Annotated in this window: 15 protein-coding genes; 4 read left to right on the top strand and 11 right to left on the bottom strand. The window is 74.4% G+C overall.

All coding sequences use genetic code 11. The features are described 5' to 3' along the window. Positions 1–15: 15 nt before the first annotated feature. The 10 genes from ACLBXO_RS18135 to ACLBXO_RS18090 all read right to left on the bottom strand — a co-directional run bounded on the left by ACLBXO_RS18135 (position 16) and on the right by ACLBXO_RS18090 (position 11,617). The gene (locus tag ACLBXO_RS18135) at positions 16–1,023 is read right to left on the bottom strand and encodes a UDP-glucuronic acid decarboxylase family protein (protein ID WP_447686205.1); all 1,008 of its coding nucleotides are present in this window, start codon (positions 1,021–1,023) and stop codon (positions 16–18) included. Positions 1,024–1,038: 15 nt separating this feature from the next. After that, positions 1,039–2,127: a CgeB family protein gene (locus ACLBXO_RS18130; protein ID WP_447686221.1), complete on the bottom strand. Its 1,089-nt coding sequence runs from the start codon at positions 2,125–2,127 to the stop codon at positions 1,039–1,041. Positions 2,128–2,138: 11 nt separating this feature from the next. Then, positions 2,139–3,242, bottom strand: coding sequence for a CgeB family protein (locus ACLBXO_RS18125; RefSeq protein WP_331314311.1), 1,104 nt, complete (start codon positions 3,240–3,242; stop codon positions 2,139–2,141). After that, complete coding sequence (locus tag ACLBXO_RS18120) at positions 3,239–4,351, bottom strand: CgeB family protein (RefSeq protein ID WP_331314313.1); 1,113 nt, start codon at positions 4,349–4,351, stop codon at positions 3,239–3,241. Before ACLBXO_RS18120 ends, ACLBXO_RS18125 begins: the two co-directional genes overlap by 4 nt. Further along, on the bottom strand, positions 4,348–5,481 hold the full coding sequence (locus ACLBXO_RS18115; protein WP_447686204.1) for a glycosyltransferase: 1,134 nt from the start codon (positions 5,479–5,481) through the stop codon (positions 4,348–4,350). The genes ACLBXO_RS18120 and ACLBXO_RS18115 overlap by 4 nt, the downstream gene beginning before the upstream one ends. Next, a complete protein-coding gene (locus ACLBXO_RS18110) occupies positions 5,466–6,773 on the bottom strand; it encodes a TIGR04295 family B12-binding domain-containing radical SAM protein (RefSeq protein WP_447686203.1) in 1,308 nt (435 codons plus the stop codon). Before ACLBXO_RS18110 ends, ACLBXO_RS18115 begins: the two co-directional genes overlap by 16 nt. Continuing rightward, on the bottom strand, positions 6,770–7,846 hold the full coding sequence (locus ACLBXO_RS18105) for an SDR family NAD(P)-dependent oxidoreductase (RefSeq protein WP_447686202.1): 1,077 nt from the start codon (positions 7,844–7,846) through the stop codon (positions 6,770–6,772). The genes ACLBXO_RS18110 and ACLBXO_RS18105 overlap by 4 nt, the downstream gene beginning before the upstream one ends. Next, positions 7,843–8,964, bottom strand: coding sequence for an NAD-dependent epimerase/dehydratase family protein (locus ACLBXO_RS18100; RefSeq protein WP_447686201.1), 1,122 nt, complete (start codon positions 8,962–8,964; stop codon positions 7,843–7,845). Before ACLBXO_RS18100 ends, ACLBXO_RS18105 begins: the two co-directional genes overlap by 4 nt. A gap of 437 nt (positions 8,965–9,401) precedes the next feature. Next, a complete protein-coding gene (locus tag ACLBXO_RS18095; protein ID WP_447686200.1) occupies positions 9,402–10,265 on the bottom strand; it encodes an SMP-30/gluconolactonase/LRE family protein in 864 nt (287 codons plus the stop codon). 26 nt (positions 10,266–10,291) lie between these two features. Continuing rightward, positions 10,292–11,617 (bottom strand): sugar MFS transporter, encoded by a 1,326-nt coding sequence (locus ACLBXO_RS18090; protein WP_331314322.1) that lies wholly within the window; start codon positions 11,615–11,617, stop codon positions 10,292–10,294. Positions 11,618–11,778: 161 nt separating this feature from the next. Between ACLBXO_RS18090 and ACLBXO_RS18085 the strand changes: the two genes are divergently transcribed. Both ACLBXO_RS18085 and ACLBXO_RS18080 read left to right on the top strand, forming a co-directional pair. Then, positions 11,779–12,942: an aldose epimerase family protein gene (locus ACLBXO_RS18085; RefSeq protein ID WP_331314324.1), complete on the top strand. Its 1,164-nt coding sequence runs from the start codon at positions 11,779–11,781 to the stop codon at positions 12,940–12,942. After that, entirely contained in the window at positions 12,939–14,738 is a 1,800-nt protein-coding gene (locus tag ACLBXO_RS18080) for an IlvD/Edd family dehydratase (protein ID WP_447686199.1), read from the top strand. The genes ACLBXO_RS18085 and ACLBXO_RS18080 overlap by 4 nt, the downstream gene beginning before the upstream one ends. A 40-nt stretch (positions 14,739–14,778) precedes the next feature. On the opposite strand, the gene ACLBXO_RS18075 is transcribed toward ACLBXO_RS18080, so the two are convergent. Beyond that, on the bottom strand, positions 14,779–15,528 hold the full coding sequence (locus ACLBXO_RS18075; protein ID WP_331314327.1) for a FadR/GntR family transcriptional regulator: 750 nt from the start codon (positions 15,526–15,528) through the stop codon (positions 14,779–14,781). A gap of 138 nt (positions 15,529–15,666) precedes the next feature. On the opposite strand from ACLBXO_RS18075, the gene ACLBXO_RS18070 reads away from it, so the two are divergent. Together ACLBXO_RS18070 and araD1 are read left to right on the top strand one after the other, a co-directional pair. After that, positions 15,667–16,305, top strand: a complete 639-nt coding sequence (locus ACLBXO_RS18070; RefSeq protein WP_447686198.1) for a hypothetical protein — start codon at positions 15,667–15,669, stop codon at positions 16,303–16,305. Between the two features lie 72 nt (positions 16,306–16,377). Then, entirely contained in the window at positions 16,378–17,358 is a 981-nt protein-coding gene (gene araD1, locus ACLBXO_RS18065) for an AraD1 family protein (protein WP_447686197.1), read from the top strand.

Below are 17,358 nucleotides of genomic sequence, written 5' to 3'. Positions count from 1 at the left end.
CGCCCGGGGCGTGGCTCAGCCGGCGACAACGGCGCGCTCCTCGATGGCCGGACGGGCCCGGCGCGGGGCGATCTCGCGGGAGAACCACGCGATCGTCGCCTCCAGCCCCTCCTCCAGGGGCACCCGGGGCGACCAGCCGAGCAGGGTCTCGGCGCGGGTGATGTCCGGCCGGCGGCGCTGGGGGTCGTCCACCGGCAGCGGCCGGCGCACGATCCGCGACGGCGTCTCCGTCATCCGCACCACGAGGTCGACCAGCGCGCCGACCGTCAGCTCGCGGGGGTTGCCGAGGTTGACCGGGCCGGCGAGGGGCGTCTCCGTCGCCATCAGCCGCAGGAGCCCGTCCACCAGGTCGCTGACGTAGCAGAAGGAGCGGGTCTGCTCGCCGTTGCCGTAGACCGTGATGTCGTCGCAGGCGAGCGCTTGGCAGATCACGTTGGAGACGACCCGGCCGTCGTCGGCGCGCATCCGCGGACCGTAGGTGTTGAAGATCCGCGCGACGCGGATGTCGAGGCCGTGCTGGCGCTCGAAATCGAAGGTCAGGGTCTCGGCGGAGCGCTTGCCCTCGTCGTAGCAGGCCCGCGGCCCGGTCGGGTTGACGTTGCCCCAGTAGGATTCCTGCTGCGGGTGCCGCTCCGGATCGCCGTAGACCTCGCTGGTGGAGGCCTGGAGGAAGCGCGCCCCGGCATCCCGGGCGACTTCCAGCAGCCGTCCGGTGCCCAGCACGCTGGTCATCATCGTGTGGACCGGGTCGGCTTGGTAGTGCGGCGGCGAGGCCGCGCAGGCGAGGTTGAACACCCGGTCGAACCGCGGCAGCGCCGGCAGCGGCTCGGTCACGTCCGCCTCGACGAAGTCGAACCGCGCCTCGTTGGCGAGATGGGCGAGGTTCGACCGCCGCCCGGTCAGCAGGCTGTCGACACAGGTGACGCGCGCCCCGTCGGCGAGGAGCGCGTCGATCAGATGCGAGCCGATGAACCCGGCGCCGCCGGCGACGAGGACTCGGATGCCGCTCCTGGTTCCCACCATCATTCTCCCGAGTGCCTAGTGACCGATGATCGCGAGATCGGGCGCGGGCGCGCGCGCCCTGCAGAGATAGCGCTCCAACTCCGCGGCGCGGGCGGCGGCGGTGTGCCGCGCCAGGATCGCCGCGCGGGCGGCCGCACCCAGCCGCCGCCGCTCCGCCTCGGCGCGACCGCGCAGGACGGCGAGGACGGCGTCCGGACCGTCGGGCAGCAGGATCTCGCGCTCGGGGACGAGCAGGGTGTCGAGACCGTCCCAGGCGTCGGAGAGCACCGGCGTGCCGCAGGCGCCCGCCTCGAACAGGCGCACGCTCGGGCTCCAGCCGGCCCGGACCATGTCGGCGCGGGTGACGTTCAGGGTGTAGCGGCTCGCCCCGTAGAAGTCGGGGTGCCGGTCCGGCAGCAGGTGCTCGATCCGCGCCACGTTGGCGGGCCAGTCGATCCCGGCCGGGTACTGCGGACCCGCCACCGCGAAGCGGAGTTCGGGCGCGCGGCGGGCCGGCTCGATCAGCAGGCGCTCCAGCGTGGGCTGCCGGTCCGGGCTGTAGGTCCCGAGATAGGAGAGATCGTAGCGCGCCGCTCGGTCGAGAGCCGGGTACGCCTCGGGATCGACCGAGCAGTAGAGGGCTTCGGCCACGGGCGCGCCGTAGGCCCGCTCCAGGCGCCGCAGGGTCGGGCCGCCCGTGAAGGACAGGTAGAGGTCGTAATCCCGGATCTGCCCGGCCGCGAGGTAGGCGCAGGTGCCGGCCTCCAGGGCGGCCAGGGTCACGGGCGTGTCGATGTCGTAGAAGGCCCGGGTTCCCCGGGCCCAGTCGAGCACGCGGGCCCCCGCCGCGATGCCCTCCGGCACGTAGGAGCCGACGATCACGGCCTCCGCCCCGGCGATGGCGGCGCGGTGCGCGTCGAGCCCGTCGAGATCGGCGTAGAGGGCGAGATCGCAGAAGCCCGGATCGGGCAGGTCGCGGTGCTCGGCGTACCAGGGCACGTCGCGCTCCAGGAACAGGACGGCGTGGCCGCGGGCCGCGAAGGCCTTGAGGAGCGCCCGGTAGGTGGTCGCGTGGCCGTTCCCCCAGGACGAGGACAGGCTCAGGCCCAGGACGACGACGCGCATCGGGCGCGCGCTCACGCGACGCTCCGCCGGGTCGCGTCCGCCTTGCGGGCCGCCTCCGCCCGCAGGATCGCGTCGACCTCGACCGCCCGGTGCGCGTAGGTGTGCTCGGCGGTGATGCGCCGGCGGGCGGCCTCGCCGACGGCGCGGGCCCGCTCCGGGGTGAGGGCGGCGACGTGGTCGGCGACGTCGCGCCCGTCCCGGGCGACCAGCACCTCGCTCCCTTCGTCGAGGAACAGGCCGAGCCCCTCCCAGGCGTCGGTGATCAGGCAGGCGCCGGCGCCGGCCGCCTCGAACACCCGGGTGGCGGGGGAGAAGCCGACCGCCGCCATGCTGTCGCGGGCGATGTTCAGGACGGCGAGGGGCGTCGTGTTGAAGGCGTTGTGCTCGCGCGTGTAGACGTGGCCGAGATGCCGGACGTTGAGCGGCAGGCCGCGGCTCTCCCAGCCGTTGCCGCCGATGAGGAAAGACCGCTCCGGCAGGCGCGCCGCCGCCGCGAGGAAGAATTTCTCTACTCTTGCCTCGCGGTCCGGCAGGCGGTTGCCCAGGAAGGCGAGGTCGGCCGCGAAGCGCGGCTCCGGCGGCACCGGGAAATGGGTCTCCGGATCGAGCGCGTTGTAGATCGGGATGCAGGCGCGGGCGCCGAAGCCCTCGTAGGCCGCGACCACCGGCGGGCCGCCGCCGTAGGTGAGCACGAGGTCGAGGTCCGGCAGGGCGCGGCGGAGCGCGTGGTCGGGATCGGCGCGCATCTCGGCGAGCGTCGCCGGGGCGTCGACATCCCAGAAGATCCGCAGAGCCTCGGGGCGCGACGCCGCGATCACGCCCTGGAGCAGCGCGTCGTCGAACACGCCGACGCCGCTCGCCTTGACGACCACGTCGGCCCGCGCGGCCTCTGCGGTGACCGCGCGCGCCGCCTCGATCGTCGCCGGGTAGACCGTCACCGCCGCGTAGGGCGGCGGCTCGATGTCCCGGTGCTGCTGCCGGTCGAAGGCGTCCGGCTCGTAGAAGGTGATGGTGTGGCCGTGCCGCGCCAGGGCTGCGAGCATGCCCCGGTAATAGGTGGCGGCGCCGTTCCAGTAGGACGATAGCAGGGAGGAGCCGTAGAAGGCGATTCTCACGCGGTGGCCTCCAGGGTGGCGGGCGCCCGCAGGCCGGCGGCGATGGACAGGAGTTCCTCGGCCCGGTGCGCGCAGGTGTGGCGCGCCCGGATCGTGGCGAGGCCGGAGGCCGCGAGGGCGCGGCGCAGCTCGGGATCAGTCCGGAGGGCGCGCAGGTGGCTCTCCATCTCGGCGCCGGTGCGGGCGACGCGGTAGTCCAGGCCCGGCCGGAACAGCGCTTCCGCGTCGTCCCAGGGCGCGCAGACCAGCGGGATGCCGCAGGCGAGAGCCTCGAACACCCGGATCGTCGGGATGCCGGGCAGCCGCTCCACGTAGAAGCGCCGGGGCACGTGCACGGTGGCGAGATGGCGGGCGAACAGGCCGGGCGCGGCGGCGTTCGGCGCCCAGCCGTGATAGCGGGCGCCGGTGCGCCCGAGCGTCGCGAGCGCCGCCGCGGGGTAGCGCACGCCGTAGACGTCCAGCGGCAGGCCGACCTGCGCGGCCGGGCGGAACAGGTAGGTCTCGAGCTCCGCGCTGCGCTCGTCGTCACCCCAGTTGCCGATCCAGATCAGGCCGGCGCGGGCCGCCTCTTCCGCAGGCGGCCGGAACAGACGCGTGTCGGCCGCCTCGTGCCAGACGAAGGCGCGGCGGCCCCAGCCCTTCGCCCGGTAGACGGCGGCCAGGGTCTCGCCGAAGGCGAGCACGCCGTCGTAGCCGGAGAGGTCGAAGCGCTCCATCTCCGCCGGGGCGCTCACCGCCCGGTGGTGGGTGTCGTGGAACAGGAGCGTGTAGCGCGCCCCGCGGCGCCGGGCGGCGCCGAGCGCCGCCACGAGGGCCGGCTCGCTCCACTCGTGGACCAGCACGAGGTCGCATTCCGCCACGCGCTCCACCACCGCGTCGACCGCCGCGTAGCGGTCGGACGCCAGCTCCGGATAGGCCGCCCGGTAGGCGTCGAGGCCGGCCGCGCCGTGGTCGCGCAGGAGATTCGCGAGACTCCAGGCCCCCTCGGGCTCGTAGGCCGCGACGGCGTGGCCGCGCGCCCGCAGTTCGCGCAGGACGCCGCGCAGGAAATGCGCGTTGCCGTGGTTCCAGCACGAGGCCAGCGAGTGGGTGAAGTAGGCGATCCTCATGCCGCGGCCCCGCCGAGCCGGGCCGGCGCCCCGTCGCGGAGGCCGCGCAGCACCCCGAGCACGCCCTCGGTCATCGCCTCGACCCCGTAGCGGGCGGCGCGATCGGCCGCGGCCGCTCCGGCGGCGTCGCGCCGGGCGGGATCGTCCAGCAGGTCCCGCACGGCCCGCGCGGCGGCCGCGTCGTCGTCCGCGCCCACGAAGGCGGCGGCCCCGTCCCACAGCTCGCGGAAGACCGGCATGTCGGACAGCACGAGGGCGCAGCCCGCGGCGGCGGCCTCCAGCACGGCGAGGCCGAACGGCTCGTAGCGGGCGAGCGAGACGAAGACCGGGCGGCCGGCGAGTTCCGCGGCGATCCCGGCATCGTCGAGCCGCCCGAGACGCCGCAGGTGGCGCGTCTCGACCCGCGCGCCGTTCGGCCCGTCGACGGGGCCGGCGGCGCGCAGCGGCACCGGCAGGCGGGCGGCGAGGCGGTCGAGGGCGGCGGCGTTCTTCGCCCGGTCCCAGAGGCGCCCGGCGGTGAAGGCGAAGGGTTCCGCGGCCCGGGGCCGCGCGGCGCCCGGCGCGCGGCCGTTGCGGACCACCGCGGGCGGCCGCGCGAGGCCGCAGACCCGGGCGGTGGCGAGGGCGTGCGCCCGGGTGGGGGCGAGCAGGGCGTCGGCGGCGCGGCACCCCCGCGCGGTGAGGTCGTGGCGCCACGCGAGGTCGGCCGGGAGCGGCCCGGTCTCGACGGCGTCCCACCACGTCGCCACGCAGGAATGGCACACGGCCACCACCGGCACGGGGAAATCGGCGAGGGCCATGGCGGGGCTGTGCAGGTGCACGAGATCCGCGCCCACGGTCCGGGCGAGCCCGGCCAGGGCCCGCGCGGCGTCCAGCACGGCGCCGGGCGTCGCGGCGGTCCAGTCCAGGGGCAGCCCGGTGGTGCGGATCTGCGCGCCCGTGGCCCCCTCGGCCGCCGCGATCCGCGCCGCGGAGGGGGCCGGGCCCAGGACCGCCACGGTCACGGCGAGGCCCCGCCGGACCAGGCCGGCCGCGAGGTCGAGGCTGTACTGCCAGACGCCGCCCACCGCGTCCGCGCTCATCAGGACGTGCGGCGCCGCTGCCGGGGCGGGGTTCAGCAGCACCCGCATGCGGCCTCCAGCTCGGGCAGGGGCAGGGGGCGCTCGTCCTGGATCTCGCTGAACTGCGCGAACTGGCCGAGGTAGTGGGCGTGCGCCCGCTCCCAGGCCCGGTCGTCGGGCTCGCCCCAGAGGCGGCGGTAATCCGGGGAGCTCGGATAGGGGTAGAGCGGCACCGGGTCGTTCGCCCAGACGCCCTGGCCGCGCAGGCGGTCGCGCCACGCCGCCACGAGGTCGGGGTCGTCGCCCGCGACCGCGATCAGGTTCGCCTGCACGAACGGCACGGTGCGGCGCGCGTGGATCAGCCGCTCGGCGAGGTCGTCGGTCGAGGCGCGGCAGCGCTTGTCGAGGGCGGCGCGGCCCGCCTCGGTCAGGCTCTCGATCCCGGCCTCGATGGAGACGCAGCCCGCCGCCCCGAGGAGGTCGAGCAGGTCGGGCTTCCACAGGTCGATCCGGGTCTGGATCCCGAAGCGCAGGTCCCGGGCGACCAGCGCCTCCAGGAGCGGCTTCTGCGGCAGGAAGATCTCGTCGACGAAGTAGACGTAGGTGACGCCCTGCGCGATCAGCCCGTCGATCTCGTCGAGGACGATGGGGAGCTCCCGGCGGCGATAGGCGTCGCGGAAGTCGATCTTGGCGCAGAACGAGCAGGTGTAGGGGCAGCCGCGCGAGGCCTCGACCTCCGCGCCCGGGCCGTCCGGCGCGGCGTCGAACCGGTGGTGGTGGTGCCGGTGCCGGGCGATCCAGTGATCCGGCCAGCGCAGGGCCGGCAGATCGGTGAAGCGGCCGGCCTGGGGCGGGCCGGTCACCGCGACCGCCCCGTCGTCGCGGACGGCGAGGCCGGGCACGGCCCGCAGGGTGTCCGGGCGCAGGTCGGGCAGGCCGGCGAGCCGGGCGACGACCTCCTCGCACTCGCCGCGCACGACGACCGCGCAGCCGAGCTTGTCGAGGACCGGGCGCGGCGTCGCGGAGCCGTGGGGGCCGACCGCCACGGTCGTCCCGCCCCGGCCCGCCAGGGTGTCGAGGAACAGGCGGGGCACCCGCAGCTCCGGCGGGGCGCAGCGCCAGAACAGGTAGGTGGGGGCGGTCGCCACCACCGTCATGGCGGGGGCGAAGGCGGCCACGCGGTCGGCGGCGGCCCCGGCGGTCAGGCCCTCGAGATGCGCGTCCACGAGCAGCGTCTCGTGGCCGGCGGCCGCCAGCAGCGCCGCGGAATAACCGAGCTCGAGCGGCAGGTGCGGCTCGCGGCAGCCGAAATAGATGCTGTTGCGGAAGTCCCAGGGCGGGTTGACCAGGGCGACCCTCACGCGGCCGCTCCCGCGATCGGTGCCGCGATCGGTGCCGCGCCGTCCGACGGTGCGCGCGCGGCGGCGAGCCAGCCGGCGAGGTCGGCGACGCCGTCGCGCCAGGCCGTGAAGGGGGCGAGGCCGAGCCGCTGGACCGCCCGGCGGGTGTCCGAGACGTAGTAGCGCTGGTCGCCCGGGCGCCAGGCCTGGAAGCTGCGCGCCACCGGGCGCCCCAGCAGGGCGCCGACATGGTCGAGGAGCTGCAGCAGGCTCACGGCGTTGCCGGGGCCGCCGCCGACGTTGAAGGCGCGGCCCGCCGCCTCGTCGATGCGGGCGAGCGCCGCCCGGTAGACCGCCACCACGTCGCGCACGTGCAGGATGTCGCGCACCTGCCGTCCGTCGCCGTAGAGCGTGACCGCCTCGCCGGCGAGCGCCCTTATCAGGAAGTGGGCGACCCAGCCCTGGTCCTCGTTGCCCATCTGGCGCGGCCCGTAGATGCAGCTCATCCGCATCACCGCCGCCGGGATGCCGAAGCTGCGGGCGTAGTCGAGGACGTACTGGTCCGCGGCCCCCTTGGAGCAGCCGTAGGGCGTGTGGAAATCCAGCGGCCGGGTCTCGCCGATGCCGCGCCGGCGCAGCTCCGGATCGGCCGGCAGGTAGGCGTCGCCGACCGCCTCCAGGGCGATGTCGGGCAGGTCGCCGTAGACCTTGTTGGTCGAGGCGTAGAGGAGCGGCACCGGCCGCGCCTCGGCCCGCAGGGCCTCCAGCAGGTTCACGGTGCCGAGGAGGTTGATCTCCATGTCGGCCCGGGGCGCGACGAGGCTCGTCGTCACCGCCACCTGGGCGGCGAAGTGGAACACCGCGCCGGCCTCCGCCACCGCGCGGCCGAGCTCCTGGACGTCGCGGATGTCGGCGACGATCGGGACGATCCGGCCGCCGTGGCGCTGCCGCAGCCACGCGAGGTTGGCCTCGACGCCGGGGCGCGAGAGGATGTCGTAGACGATCACCGCGTGGCCGTCGGCCGCGAGGCTGTCGGACAGGTTGGCGCCGATGAACCCGGCGCCGCCGGTGACGAGGATCGGCCGGCCGCTCACGCGACGAGACCGCGCGCTTCGAGCTCGCGCCGCGCCTCGGCGACGCGGTCGACGGCCTGCTGCTCGGCCACCCAGGCGGCGAGTTCGGCGAGCCCCTCGGCGAAGTCGCGGCGCGGCGCGTAGCCGAGCTCCCGCCGGATCTTGCCGATATCGGCGATGCAGTGGCGGATGTCGCCGAGCCGCGCCTGGCCGGTCACCTCCGGCGCGATCTCCGCGCGGCCCATCGCGCGGGCGAGCAGGCGGGCGACCTCGCTGACCGTGCGGTCCTGGCCGCTGCCGACGTTGTAGACCTGGCCGGCGGCGGCCGGGTGCTCCAGGGCCAGCGCGAAGGCCTGCGCGACGTCCTCCACGTGGACGAAGTCGCGCCGCTGCGCGCCGTCCTCGAAGATCATCGGCGGCTGGCCGTTGTGGAGGCGCGCCGCGAAGATCGCCAGCACGCCGGTATAGGGGTTCGAGAGCGCCTGGCCCGGCCCGTAGGCGTTCCAGAGGCGGAGCGCCACCCCCTCCATCCCGTAGGCGGGCGCGAGGGTGAGCGTCAGGCGCTCCTGCATGTACTTGGTCAGCGCGTAGACCGAGGCGAGCGCCGGCCGCTTCGTCTCGGGCGTCGGGATCGGCCGCATCGGCTGCCCATGCCCGTCGAGGGGGTCCCAGGGCTCCCCGGACCGGCGCGGGCGGCGCACCACCTCCTCGGCGGTCGACCCGTCCGAGGCGCGGTACAGCCCCTCCCCGTAGATGCTCATCGAGGAGGCCACGACCACGCGCTTCACCGGGGCGTCGATGAGCTGCTGGAACAGGACCGCCGTGCCGCAATCGTTGACCGAGACGTAGCGCTCGACCGCGTACATGCTCTGGCCGACGCCGACCTCGGCCGCGAGGTGGACGACCCGGTCGATGCCCGACAGGGCGCGGGCCACGGCGGCGCCGTCGCGGACGTCGCCGGCCTGGAACTCGACCTCCGGCGGCAGCACCCCGGCGCCGCCGGGGCCCGTCTCGCCGCCGTGGACCTGCTCGATCAGGCTGTCGAGCACCCGCACGCGGTAGCCGCGGCGCAGCAGCTCGGCGGAGAGGTGGCGGCCGATGAAGCCAGCACCACCGGTAATGAGCACGGATTCCGGCACGAGGTGTGGAAACTCCCCTGCAAGGACTTAAAGCTATGTAGATCGGGAATCCCGTCCCGATGAAATAACTCAGATTAAGAGCCGAATTTGTTCGGCGAGAAGCGGGGCTATAACGACGAAAACGAATAAATACGGCCGCTTATCTGTCGCCAACAACGGATCATCGCGCGGCAGTCGATCCGCGGGTGCGGCCAGTATGGCCGCGGCGGAGGGCGACGATCAGCGCCCTATTCCCTCAGCAAAGCCCGACCGGATGTACTGGCCGGGCCTCGCCGGCACCGCGCGGGCACATGCCGCGGCGGCCGCGCCGCGGGATCGAGGTGGCCCGTTGCCACGCGCGGGCCCCGGCATCCCGCTCCCCGGCCGCCGGGGAACCGGCCCCGCCGGGGGAGGGGGAAGATCGCCGCAGGGGCCTGTTGTCCTAGGCGCCGGGTCCGTCAGCCCGCGAAGGCGCGGGGCGGCAGGCCGGCGACGCCGACGTCGAGCTCGAACAGCGCGCCGGCCTCCGGCACGTGCTCGGCCCCCCGCGCGGCCGAGGTGACGAACAGCCGGTCGAGGCCGGGGCCCGCGAAGGCGCAGCTCGTGATGTTGGGGGCGGGCAGGGGGATCGCGCGCAGCAGGCGCCCGTCGGGATCGAAGCGGCTGATCCGGCCGCCGCCCCAGTGGGCGATCCACAGGCAGCCCTCGGCATCCGTGGTCATGCCGTCGGGCCAGCCCCAGTCGTCGGGGAAGCGCAGGAAGGGCCGCTTGCCCGTCAGCGCCCCGTCGGCGGCGAGATCGAAGGCGTAGACCGTCCGGGCAGCGCTGTCGCTGTGATAGAGGATCCGGCCGTCGCGGCTGAAGGTCGGCCCGTTGGCGACGCCGTAGCTGGTATCCATCCGTCGCCACGTCAGGTCCGGATCGAGCCGGTGCAGGGCGCCCGAGACCGCGGTCTCGGCCTGGTGCATGCTGCCGGCCCAGATCCGGCCGGCGCCGTCGACCTTGGCGTCGTTCAGGCGGTTGTCCGGATCGTCGGGCTCGGGGTCGCCGATCGGCGCGAGGCGACCGGCCTCCAGATCGTAGGTCGCGAAGCCGCTCTTCAGCCCGACGATGAAGTCGCGCCGGCCCGCGCGGGGGATGATCCAGCCGATCGGTTCCGGGAACGGCCGCGTGCCGGTCGCGCCGGCGGCGAGGTCGAGCCAGTTCAGGGCCGGCGCCTCGATATCGACCCAGAACAGCACGCCCCGTTCCGGAACCCAGACCGGGCCCTCGCCGAGCCGGTCGCGGCGGGGCCGATCGAGGATGCGGATCCGCGGGTCCATGGCCGTGCCCCTCGCCCGGCCGACGCTCAGGCGCCGGCCGGCCGCGATGCGGCGCCGGTCCGGCAGCCCCAGAGCGCGTAGAACAGGACGTAGAGCTCGCAGGCGGCGGTGATCAGGAAGGCGTGCTGCAGCCCGTACCGGTCCGCCGCCCAGCCCTGCACCACGACCAGGGAGCCGCCCGCGATCGCCATGATCAGCAGCCCGGCGCCCTCCTCGGTGAGCGGGCCGAGGCCGCGGATGCCCAGGGTGAAGATCGTCGGGAACATGATCGCGTGGAACAGGCCGACCGAGATCAGCGCCCACAGGGCGAGGTGACCGGTGGCGAAGGTCGCCACGAGCATCACCGCGCAGGCGCCGACCGCCGCGCCGGCCAGGACGGTCTCGGCCGGGCACCGCTGCATCAGGTAGCTGCCGACGAAGCGGCCGACCATCATGCCGCCCCAGAGCAGGAACAGGTAGCGCGAGGCCTGGGCGTGGGTCAGGTCGCCGATCTCGGGCTGCGACACGAAGTTGATGAACAGGTTCGACACCCCGATCTCGGCGATCAGGTAGATGAAGATCGCCGGCACGCCGAGCACGAGGTTGCGGTGGCGCCAGAGCGACAGGCCGGCGCGCTCGGCCCTGGCGGCCCGGGCCGTGGCGCCGCCGGAGGCACCCATGGCGGGCAGCGGGAAGCGGGCGATGACCACGGCGAGGACGACGAGGATCACCGCCACGATCAGGTAGGGCAGCTGCACCGACTGCGCGTCGGCGAGGCGCTCGGCCGGGGTCAGGGTGGCGCCGGCGGCGGCGTTGCCCGAGGCCGAGCGGCCGAGGATCAGGTAGCCGCCGAACAGCGGCGCCAGGGTCGTCCCGAGGGAGTTGAACGCCTGCACGAGGTTCAGCCGCGCCGGGGCGCTCTCGGCCGGGCCGACCACCGCCACGTAGGGGTTCGCGGCGACCTGCAGGAGGGTGATGCCGCTGGCGATCACGAACAGGGCCGCGAGCGTGATCGCGTAGGAGACCCGGTGGGCGGCGAGGATCATCCCGAGGGTGCCCAGCGCCATGATGCCCAGCCCCGTCACCAGGGCGCGCTGGTAGCCGACGCGCTCGATCAGCTTGGCCGCCGGGATCGAGGCGACGAAGTAGGCGATGAACCAGACGGACTCGATCAGCGTGGTCTGCGTGTAATCGAGGTCGAACACGCTGCGCAGGTGCGGCAGCAGCGTGTTGTTGATGACCGTGATGAAGCCCCACATGAAGAACAGGCTCGCCAGCAGCGACAGGGCCGGGCGGTAGCCGCCCCGGTCGCGCGCGGCCTCCGCCCCCGTCCGGGGCGCCGCGGTCCCCGCGGTCGCGATCGGTCCAGCCATCCGGCGTTGTCCTCTGCCTTTCGGGCCGCCTTGCCGGGGTCCCGTGTTGTCCCTTTTATTTGTCTGAGTATATACCGGGTTCGCGGACGTCAACCGCGCGCCCCGTCGTGGACCGGCGCAGGACCGGCGCGGCGGGCTGAATCACGAGGGGGGAGAACGCGATGCGAGGAGTGGGATCCCTGGCGCTGTGCGCCTGTGCGGCCCTGCCGGGCCTGACGCCGGACCCGGCGCGGGCGGCCGAGCCGACCCGGACGGTGTTCGGCACGCTGCCGGACGGACGGACGGTCGAGGAGGTGACGCTGACGAACGGCAAGGGCATCACGGCGCGGATCCTGTCGTGGGGGGCGCTGCTGCGGAGCCTCGACGTGCCGGACCGGTCCGGCAAGGCCGCCGACGTGGTGCTCGGCTACGACGACCTCGCCTCCTACCTGGCCAGGGGCAACTATTTCGGCGCGAGCGTCGGGCGCTACGCCAACCGCATCCGCGCCGGGCGCTTCACCCTCGACGGCCGGGCCTACACGCTGGCCACCAACGACGGCCCGAACGCCCTGCACGGCGGCGCGGCCGGCTTCGACAAGCGGCTCTGGACGATCACCGCGGTCAAGGGCGGCGCGGCCCCGTCGGTGACCCTCCGCTACGTCAGCCCGGACGGCGAGGAGGGCTATCCCGGCACGCTGACGGCGACCGCCACCTACGCGCTGGACGACACGAACACGCTCACGGTCACCTACGAGGCGACGACCGACAAGCCGACCATCGTCAACCTGACCAACCACAGCTTCTTCAACCTCGCGGGCGAGGGCTCGGGCCGCTCGATCCTCGACCAGACCCTGACCATCCCGGCAGAGCGCTTCACGCCGGTCGACGCCACCCTGATCCCGACCGGGGAACACCTGCCGGTGGCCGGCACGCCCTTCGACTTCCGCGAGCCCGCGGTGATCGGCGCGCGGATCCGCGACGGGCGGGACGTTCAGATCGTGCGCGGGCGCGGCTACGACCACAACTGGGTCGTGACCGACGCGCCCACGGCCGAGCCGCACCCCGTGGCGCGGGTCGAGGATCCGGACTCGGGCCGCGTCCTCGACGTGGCGAGCAACCAGCCCGGCCTCCAGTTCTACGCCGGCAACTTCCTCGACGCGACCGCGGTGGGCAAGTCCGGCCTCGCCTACCGCCAGTCGGACGCCCTGGCGCTGGAGCCGGAGCTCTTCCCCGACACGCCGAACCGGCCGGCCTTCGGCTCGGCCCGGCTCGATCCCGGCAAGACCTACCGGAACGTGATCACCTACCGCTTCTCGACCAGCCCCGCCCACCGGACCCAGAAATGACCGACCGACCGATTGCACGGCCCCTGCGCTCGCGCGCGTGGTTCGACAACCCCGACAATATCGACATGACGGCGCTCTACCTGGAGCGCTACCTGAACTTCGGGCTCAGCCTGGAGGAGCTGCGCTCGGGCAAGCCGATCATCGGCATCGCCCAGACCGGCTCGGACCTGTCCCCGTGCAATCGCCACCACCTCGTCCTCGCGGAGCGGATCCGCGAGGGCATCCGCGAGGCGGGCGGGATCGTGCTCGAGTTCCCCGTCCACCCGATCCAGGAGACCGGCAAGCGGCCGACCGCCGGCCTCGACCGCAACCTCGCCTATCTCGGCCTCGTGGAGCTGCTCTACGGCTACCCCCTCGACGGCGTGGTGCTGACCACGGGCTGCGACAAGACCACCCCGGCCTGCCTGATGGCGGCCGCCACCGTGAACATCCCGGCCATCGCCCTGTCGGTGGGGCCGATGCTCAACGGCTGGTTCAAGGGCCAGCGCACGGGCTCGGGCACGATCGTCTGGAAGGCCCGCGCGATGCTGGCGGCGGGCGAGATCGACCACGACGGCTTCATCAAGCTCGTCACCTCGTCGGCGCCCTCGACCGGCTTCTGCAACACGATGGGTACGGCGACCACGATGAACACGCTGGCCGAGGCGCTCGGCATGATGCTGCCCGGCTCGGCCGCGATCCCGGCGCCCTACCGCGACCGGCAGGAGGCCGCCTACCGGACCGGCAAGCGCATCGTGGAGATGGTCGCGGAGGACCTGAAGCCCTCCGACATCCTGACCCGCGACGCCTTCCTCAACGCCATCGCGGTCAATTCCGCGATCGGCGGCTCGACCAACGCGCCGATCCACCTCGCGGCGATCGCCCGCCACATGGGGGTCGCGCTCGACATCGCGGACTGGCAGACCCACGGGCTCGACGTGCCGCTCCTCGTCAACCTGCAGCCGGCGGGCGCCTATCTCGGCGAGGATTACTACCGCGCCGGCAGCTTGCCCGCGGTGGTGGCGCAGCTCATGCGCCGCGGCCTGATCCGCGAGGGCGCCCTCACCGTGAACGGGCAGACCCTCGGCGACAATTGCCGGGACGCCGCGATCGAGGACGAGGACGTGATCCGGCCGATCGACCGGCCCCTGAAGGAGGCGGCCGGCTTCCTGGTCCTGCGCGGCAACCTGTTCGACGCCGCGGTGATGAAGACCAGCGTCATCGGCGACGATTTCCGCGCCCGCTACCTGTCGAACCCCGAGGATCCGGACGCCTTCGAGGGCCCCGTCGTGGTCTTCGACGGGCCGGAGGATTACCACGCCCGGATCGACGACCCGAGCCTCGGCATCACCGGGGAGACCCTCCTGGTCATGCGCGGGGCCGGGCCCGTGGGCTACCCGGGCGCCGCCGAGGTGGTGAACATGCGCCCGCCCGCGCGGCTGATCCGGGCCGGCGTGCAGGCGCTGCCCTGCCTCGGCGACGGGCGCCAGTCCGGCACCTCCGGCTCGCCGTCGATCCTCAACGCCTCGCCCGAGGCGGCGGCCGGCGGCGGCCTCGCGCTCCTGCGCACCGGCGACCGGGTGCGGATCGACCTGCGCCGCGGCACCGCCGACATGCTGGTCGACGCCGACGAGATCGCGCGCCGGCGCGCGGCCCTGGAGGCGGCCGGCGGCTACGCCTACCCGGCCGCGCAGACGCCCTGGCAGGCGATGCAGCGCGCCGCGGTAGGCCAGATGCACACCGGGGCCATCCTGGAGGGCGCGGAGGCGTTCCAGCGCATCGCGCAGACGCGGGGCGTGCCGCGCGACAACCACTGAGGCCAGCGAGGTCATTGCGGCGATGCCCGCGCCGGCACCGTCAGGGCCGCATCGCCAGCTCGGTGTCGGCGAGGGCGAGGCGGACCAGCTCGGTCATCGTCGCGCGGGCGGCGTCCGGGTCGCCCGCCACGATCGCGTCGTAGAGGGCGCGGTGATCCGGCATCGGGTCCCGGGGCAGGCCCTGGCGGCGGTGCTTGAAGATCGTCGTCCACGTGACCGCGGCGGCGATGGAGCTCGACAGGGCGATCAGCGCGCCGTTGCGGGCCGCTTCCAGGATCGTGTTGTGGAAGGCCTGGTCGGCGGACCGCCCGGCCTCGGTGGCGAGGCCGTGGCGGCCCATCTCCTCCAGGGCGTGGCCCATCCGGGCGATGTCGAGGCCCGAGCGCCGCTCGGCCGCGAGCGCGGCCGCGGCCGGCTCGACGATCATCCGCAGCTCGAACAGGTCGCGGATGAGCGACTCGCTCGGCTCCGACTCGAAGGCCCAGGCGAGGATGTCGGGATCGAGCAGGTTCCAGCGGCTGCGCTGGCTGACGCGGGTCCCGGTGCGCGGGCGGCTCTCGACGAGCCCCTTGGCGCTCAGGATCCGGATCGCCTCGCGATAGGCGGTGCGCGAGACGTTCAATTTCTCAGAGAATTCGATCTCCCCGGGCAGCACGTCCCCGGGGGCGTAGCGGCCGCCGAGGATCGCCACGCCCAGATCGCGGGCGACCGAGCCGTGGATCCGGCGCGACCCCGAGGCGAGGGGCAGCGTGACGCTCTCCGAACCGCGCTCCTGCCTCACCGCGTCCACCTCCGATCCGGGCCACCGGGTCGGGGCAGGAACGGCGCGATCGTATCCTGAAGTTGTAGGAGCGCAAAGGGGAGCGCCCGTCGCACCGGAACCGCGGCCGCGCTTGCGGGCGAAGGCGAACTGGCCTAGCCTATTTGTATGAGTAGTGAGTCGCCAGGGCCTGTCACATTCCGCGGCCGCGTCCTGGCCGGCGCCGCCGACGTCACCGCGGCCGCGAGCTTCCGGGCCGCCGATCCCGCCATCGGCGCGGCCCCGGTGCCGGCCTTCCCGGCCGCCGGCCGCCCGGAGGTCGAGGCCGCCCGCGCCCTGGAGGCGGCGTTCCCGCGCGCCTCCGAGAGGCCTCCCGACACGCGCGCACCCTGTCGCGAGGCTGTCGCCGACGGCCGCGCCGAGCTCGGCGCGCCGCTGATCGCGCGGGCGATGGCCGGGACGGGCCTGCCGCGCGCGCGGCCGGAGGACGGGCGCGTCCGCGCGGTCGGGCCGTTGCAGCCGTTCGCGGATCCGGCCCGCTCGGCCCACGGGGCCGGCCGGGTCCGGGCGAACGGCCGGCCGGCCGGCGTCGCTGTCGCCCCCGCGACGGTGCGTGGCGGCCCGTTGCCGGAGACGTCGGACGGCCGCAGCCGCGCGGTCGGCACGCCGGCGATCGCGCCGTTCCTCCGCCCGGTCCGCCACCGGGCCCTGCCCGCCGGGCTCCTGCCGCCGCCCCTGCGCCCGGACAATCCCTGGCGCCGCGCGCGGCGGATCGACGGCGTTCTCGCCCCGCAACCCGGCCGCTGACAGGCCGCCGCGCGACCCTCGACGGCCGCGCGTTCAGGACGCCCCGCAGCGGTCGTCCCCGGGAGGACACAGATGGGTCAATCACTCCTACAATTCCGCGCCGCCGACGGGGAACGGGGCGTCGCGCTGCTCGCCGGCGGCCGGGCGCGGCGGGTGCTCGGCGTCGACAGCGTGCGGGCCCTGGCGCGCAGGGCCCTCGCGGCGGGGGGCGATCTGGCCGCGACGGCGGAGCGGGCGGGACTGGGCGCGCCCGTCGATCTCGACGCGGTCCGGCTCCTGCCGCCCATCGACCACGACGATCCCGCCCACCTGCTGCTGAGCGGCACCGGCCTGACGCATCTCGGCTCCGCCGAGGGCCGCGACGCGATGCACCGCCCGGCCGCGGCCGGCCCGGCGCCGACCGATTCGATGCGCATGTTCCGGATGGGCGTCGAGGGCGGCAGGCCGGCGCCGGGCGAGGCCGGCGTGCAGCCCGAGTGGTTCTACAAGGGCGACGGATCCTGCCTGGTCGCCACCGGCGAGCCGCTGGTCTCGCCCGCCTTCGCCCTGGACGGCGGCGAGGAGCCGGAGATCGCCGGGATCTACCTGATCGACGCCGACGGAACGCCGGTGCGCCTCGGCTTCGCCCTGGCGAACGAGTTCTCCGACCACGTGACCGAGCGCGGCAACTACCTGTGGCTGGCGCATTCCAAGCTCCGCCCGGCGGCCCTCGGCCCGGAGCTCTGGCTCGGGACCCTGCCCCCGAACGTGCGCGGGACCAGCCGCATCCTGCGCGACGGCACCGTGTTCTGGGAGAAGCCGTTCCTGTCCGGGGAGGCCAACATGTCCCACAGCATCGCCAACCTGGAGCGGCACCACTTCAAGTACGCGCCGTTCCGGCGCCCCGGCGACGTGCACGTCCACTTCTTCGGGACCGCGACCCTGTCGTTCAGCGACGGCGTCGCGACCCGGCCGGGCGACGTGTTCGAGATCGAGGCCGCGCCGTTCACGCGACCCCTGCGCAACCCGCTGGCGGCGGCGCCGGCCGTCGACGCGACCGTGCGGGTGCTCTGA

The organism is Methylobacterium sp. C33D, from assembly GCF_053345825.1.
The sequence above is the reverse complement of the archived record's forward strand: the minus strand, read 5'-3'. Positions and strand labels throughout refer to the sequence as shown.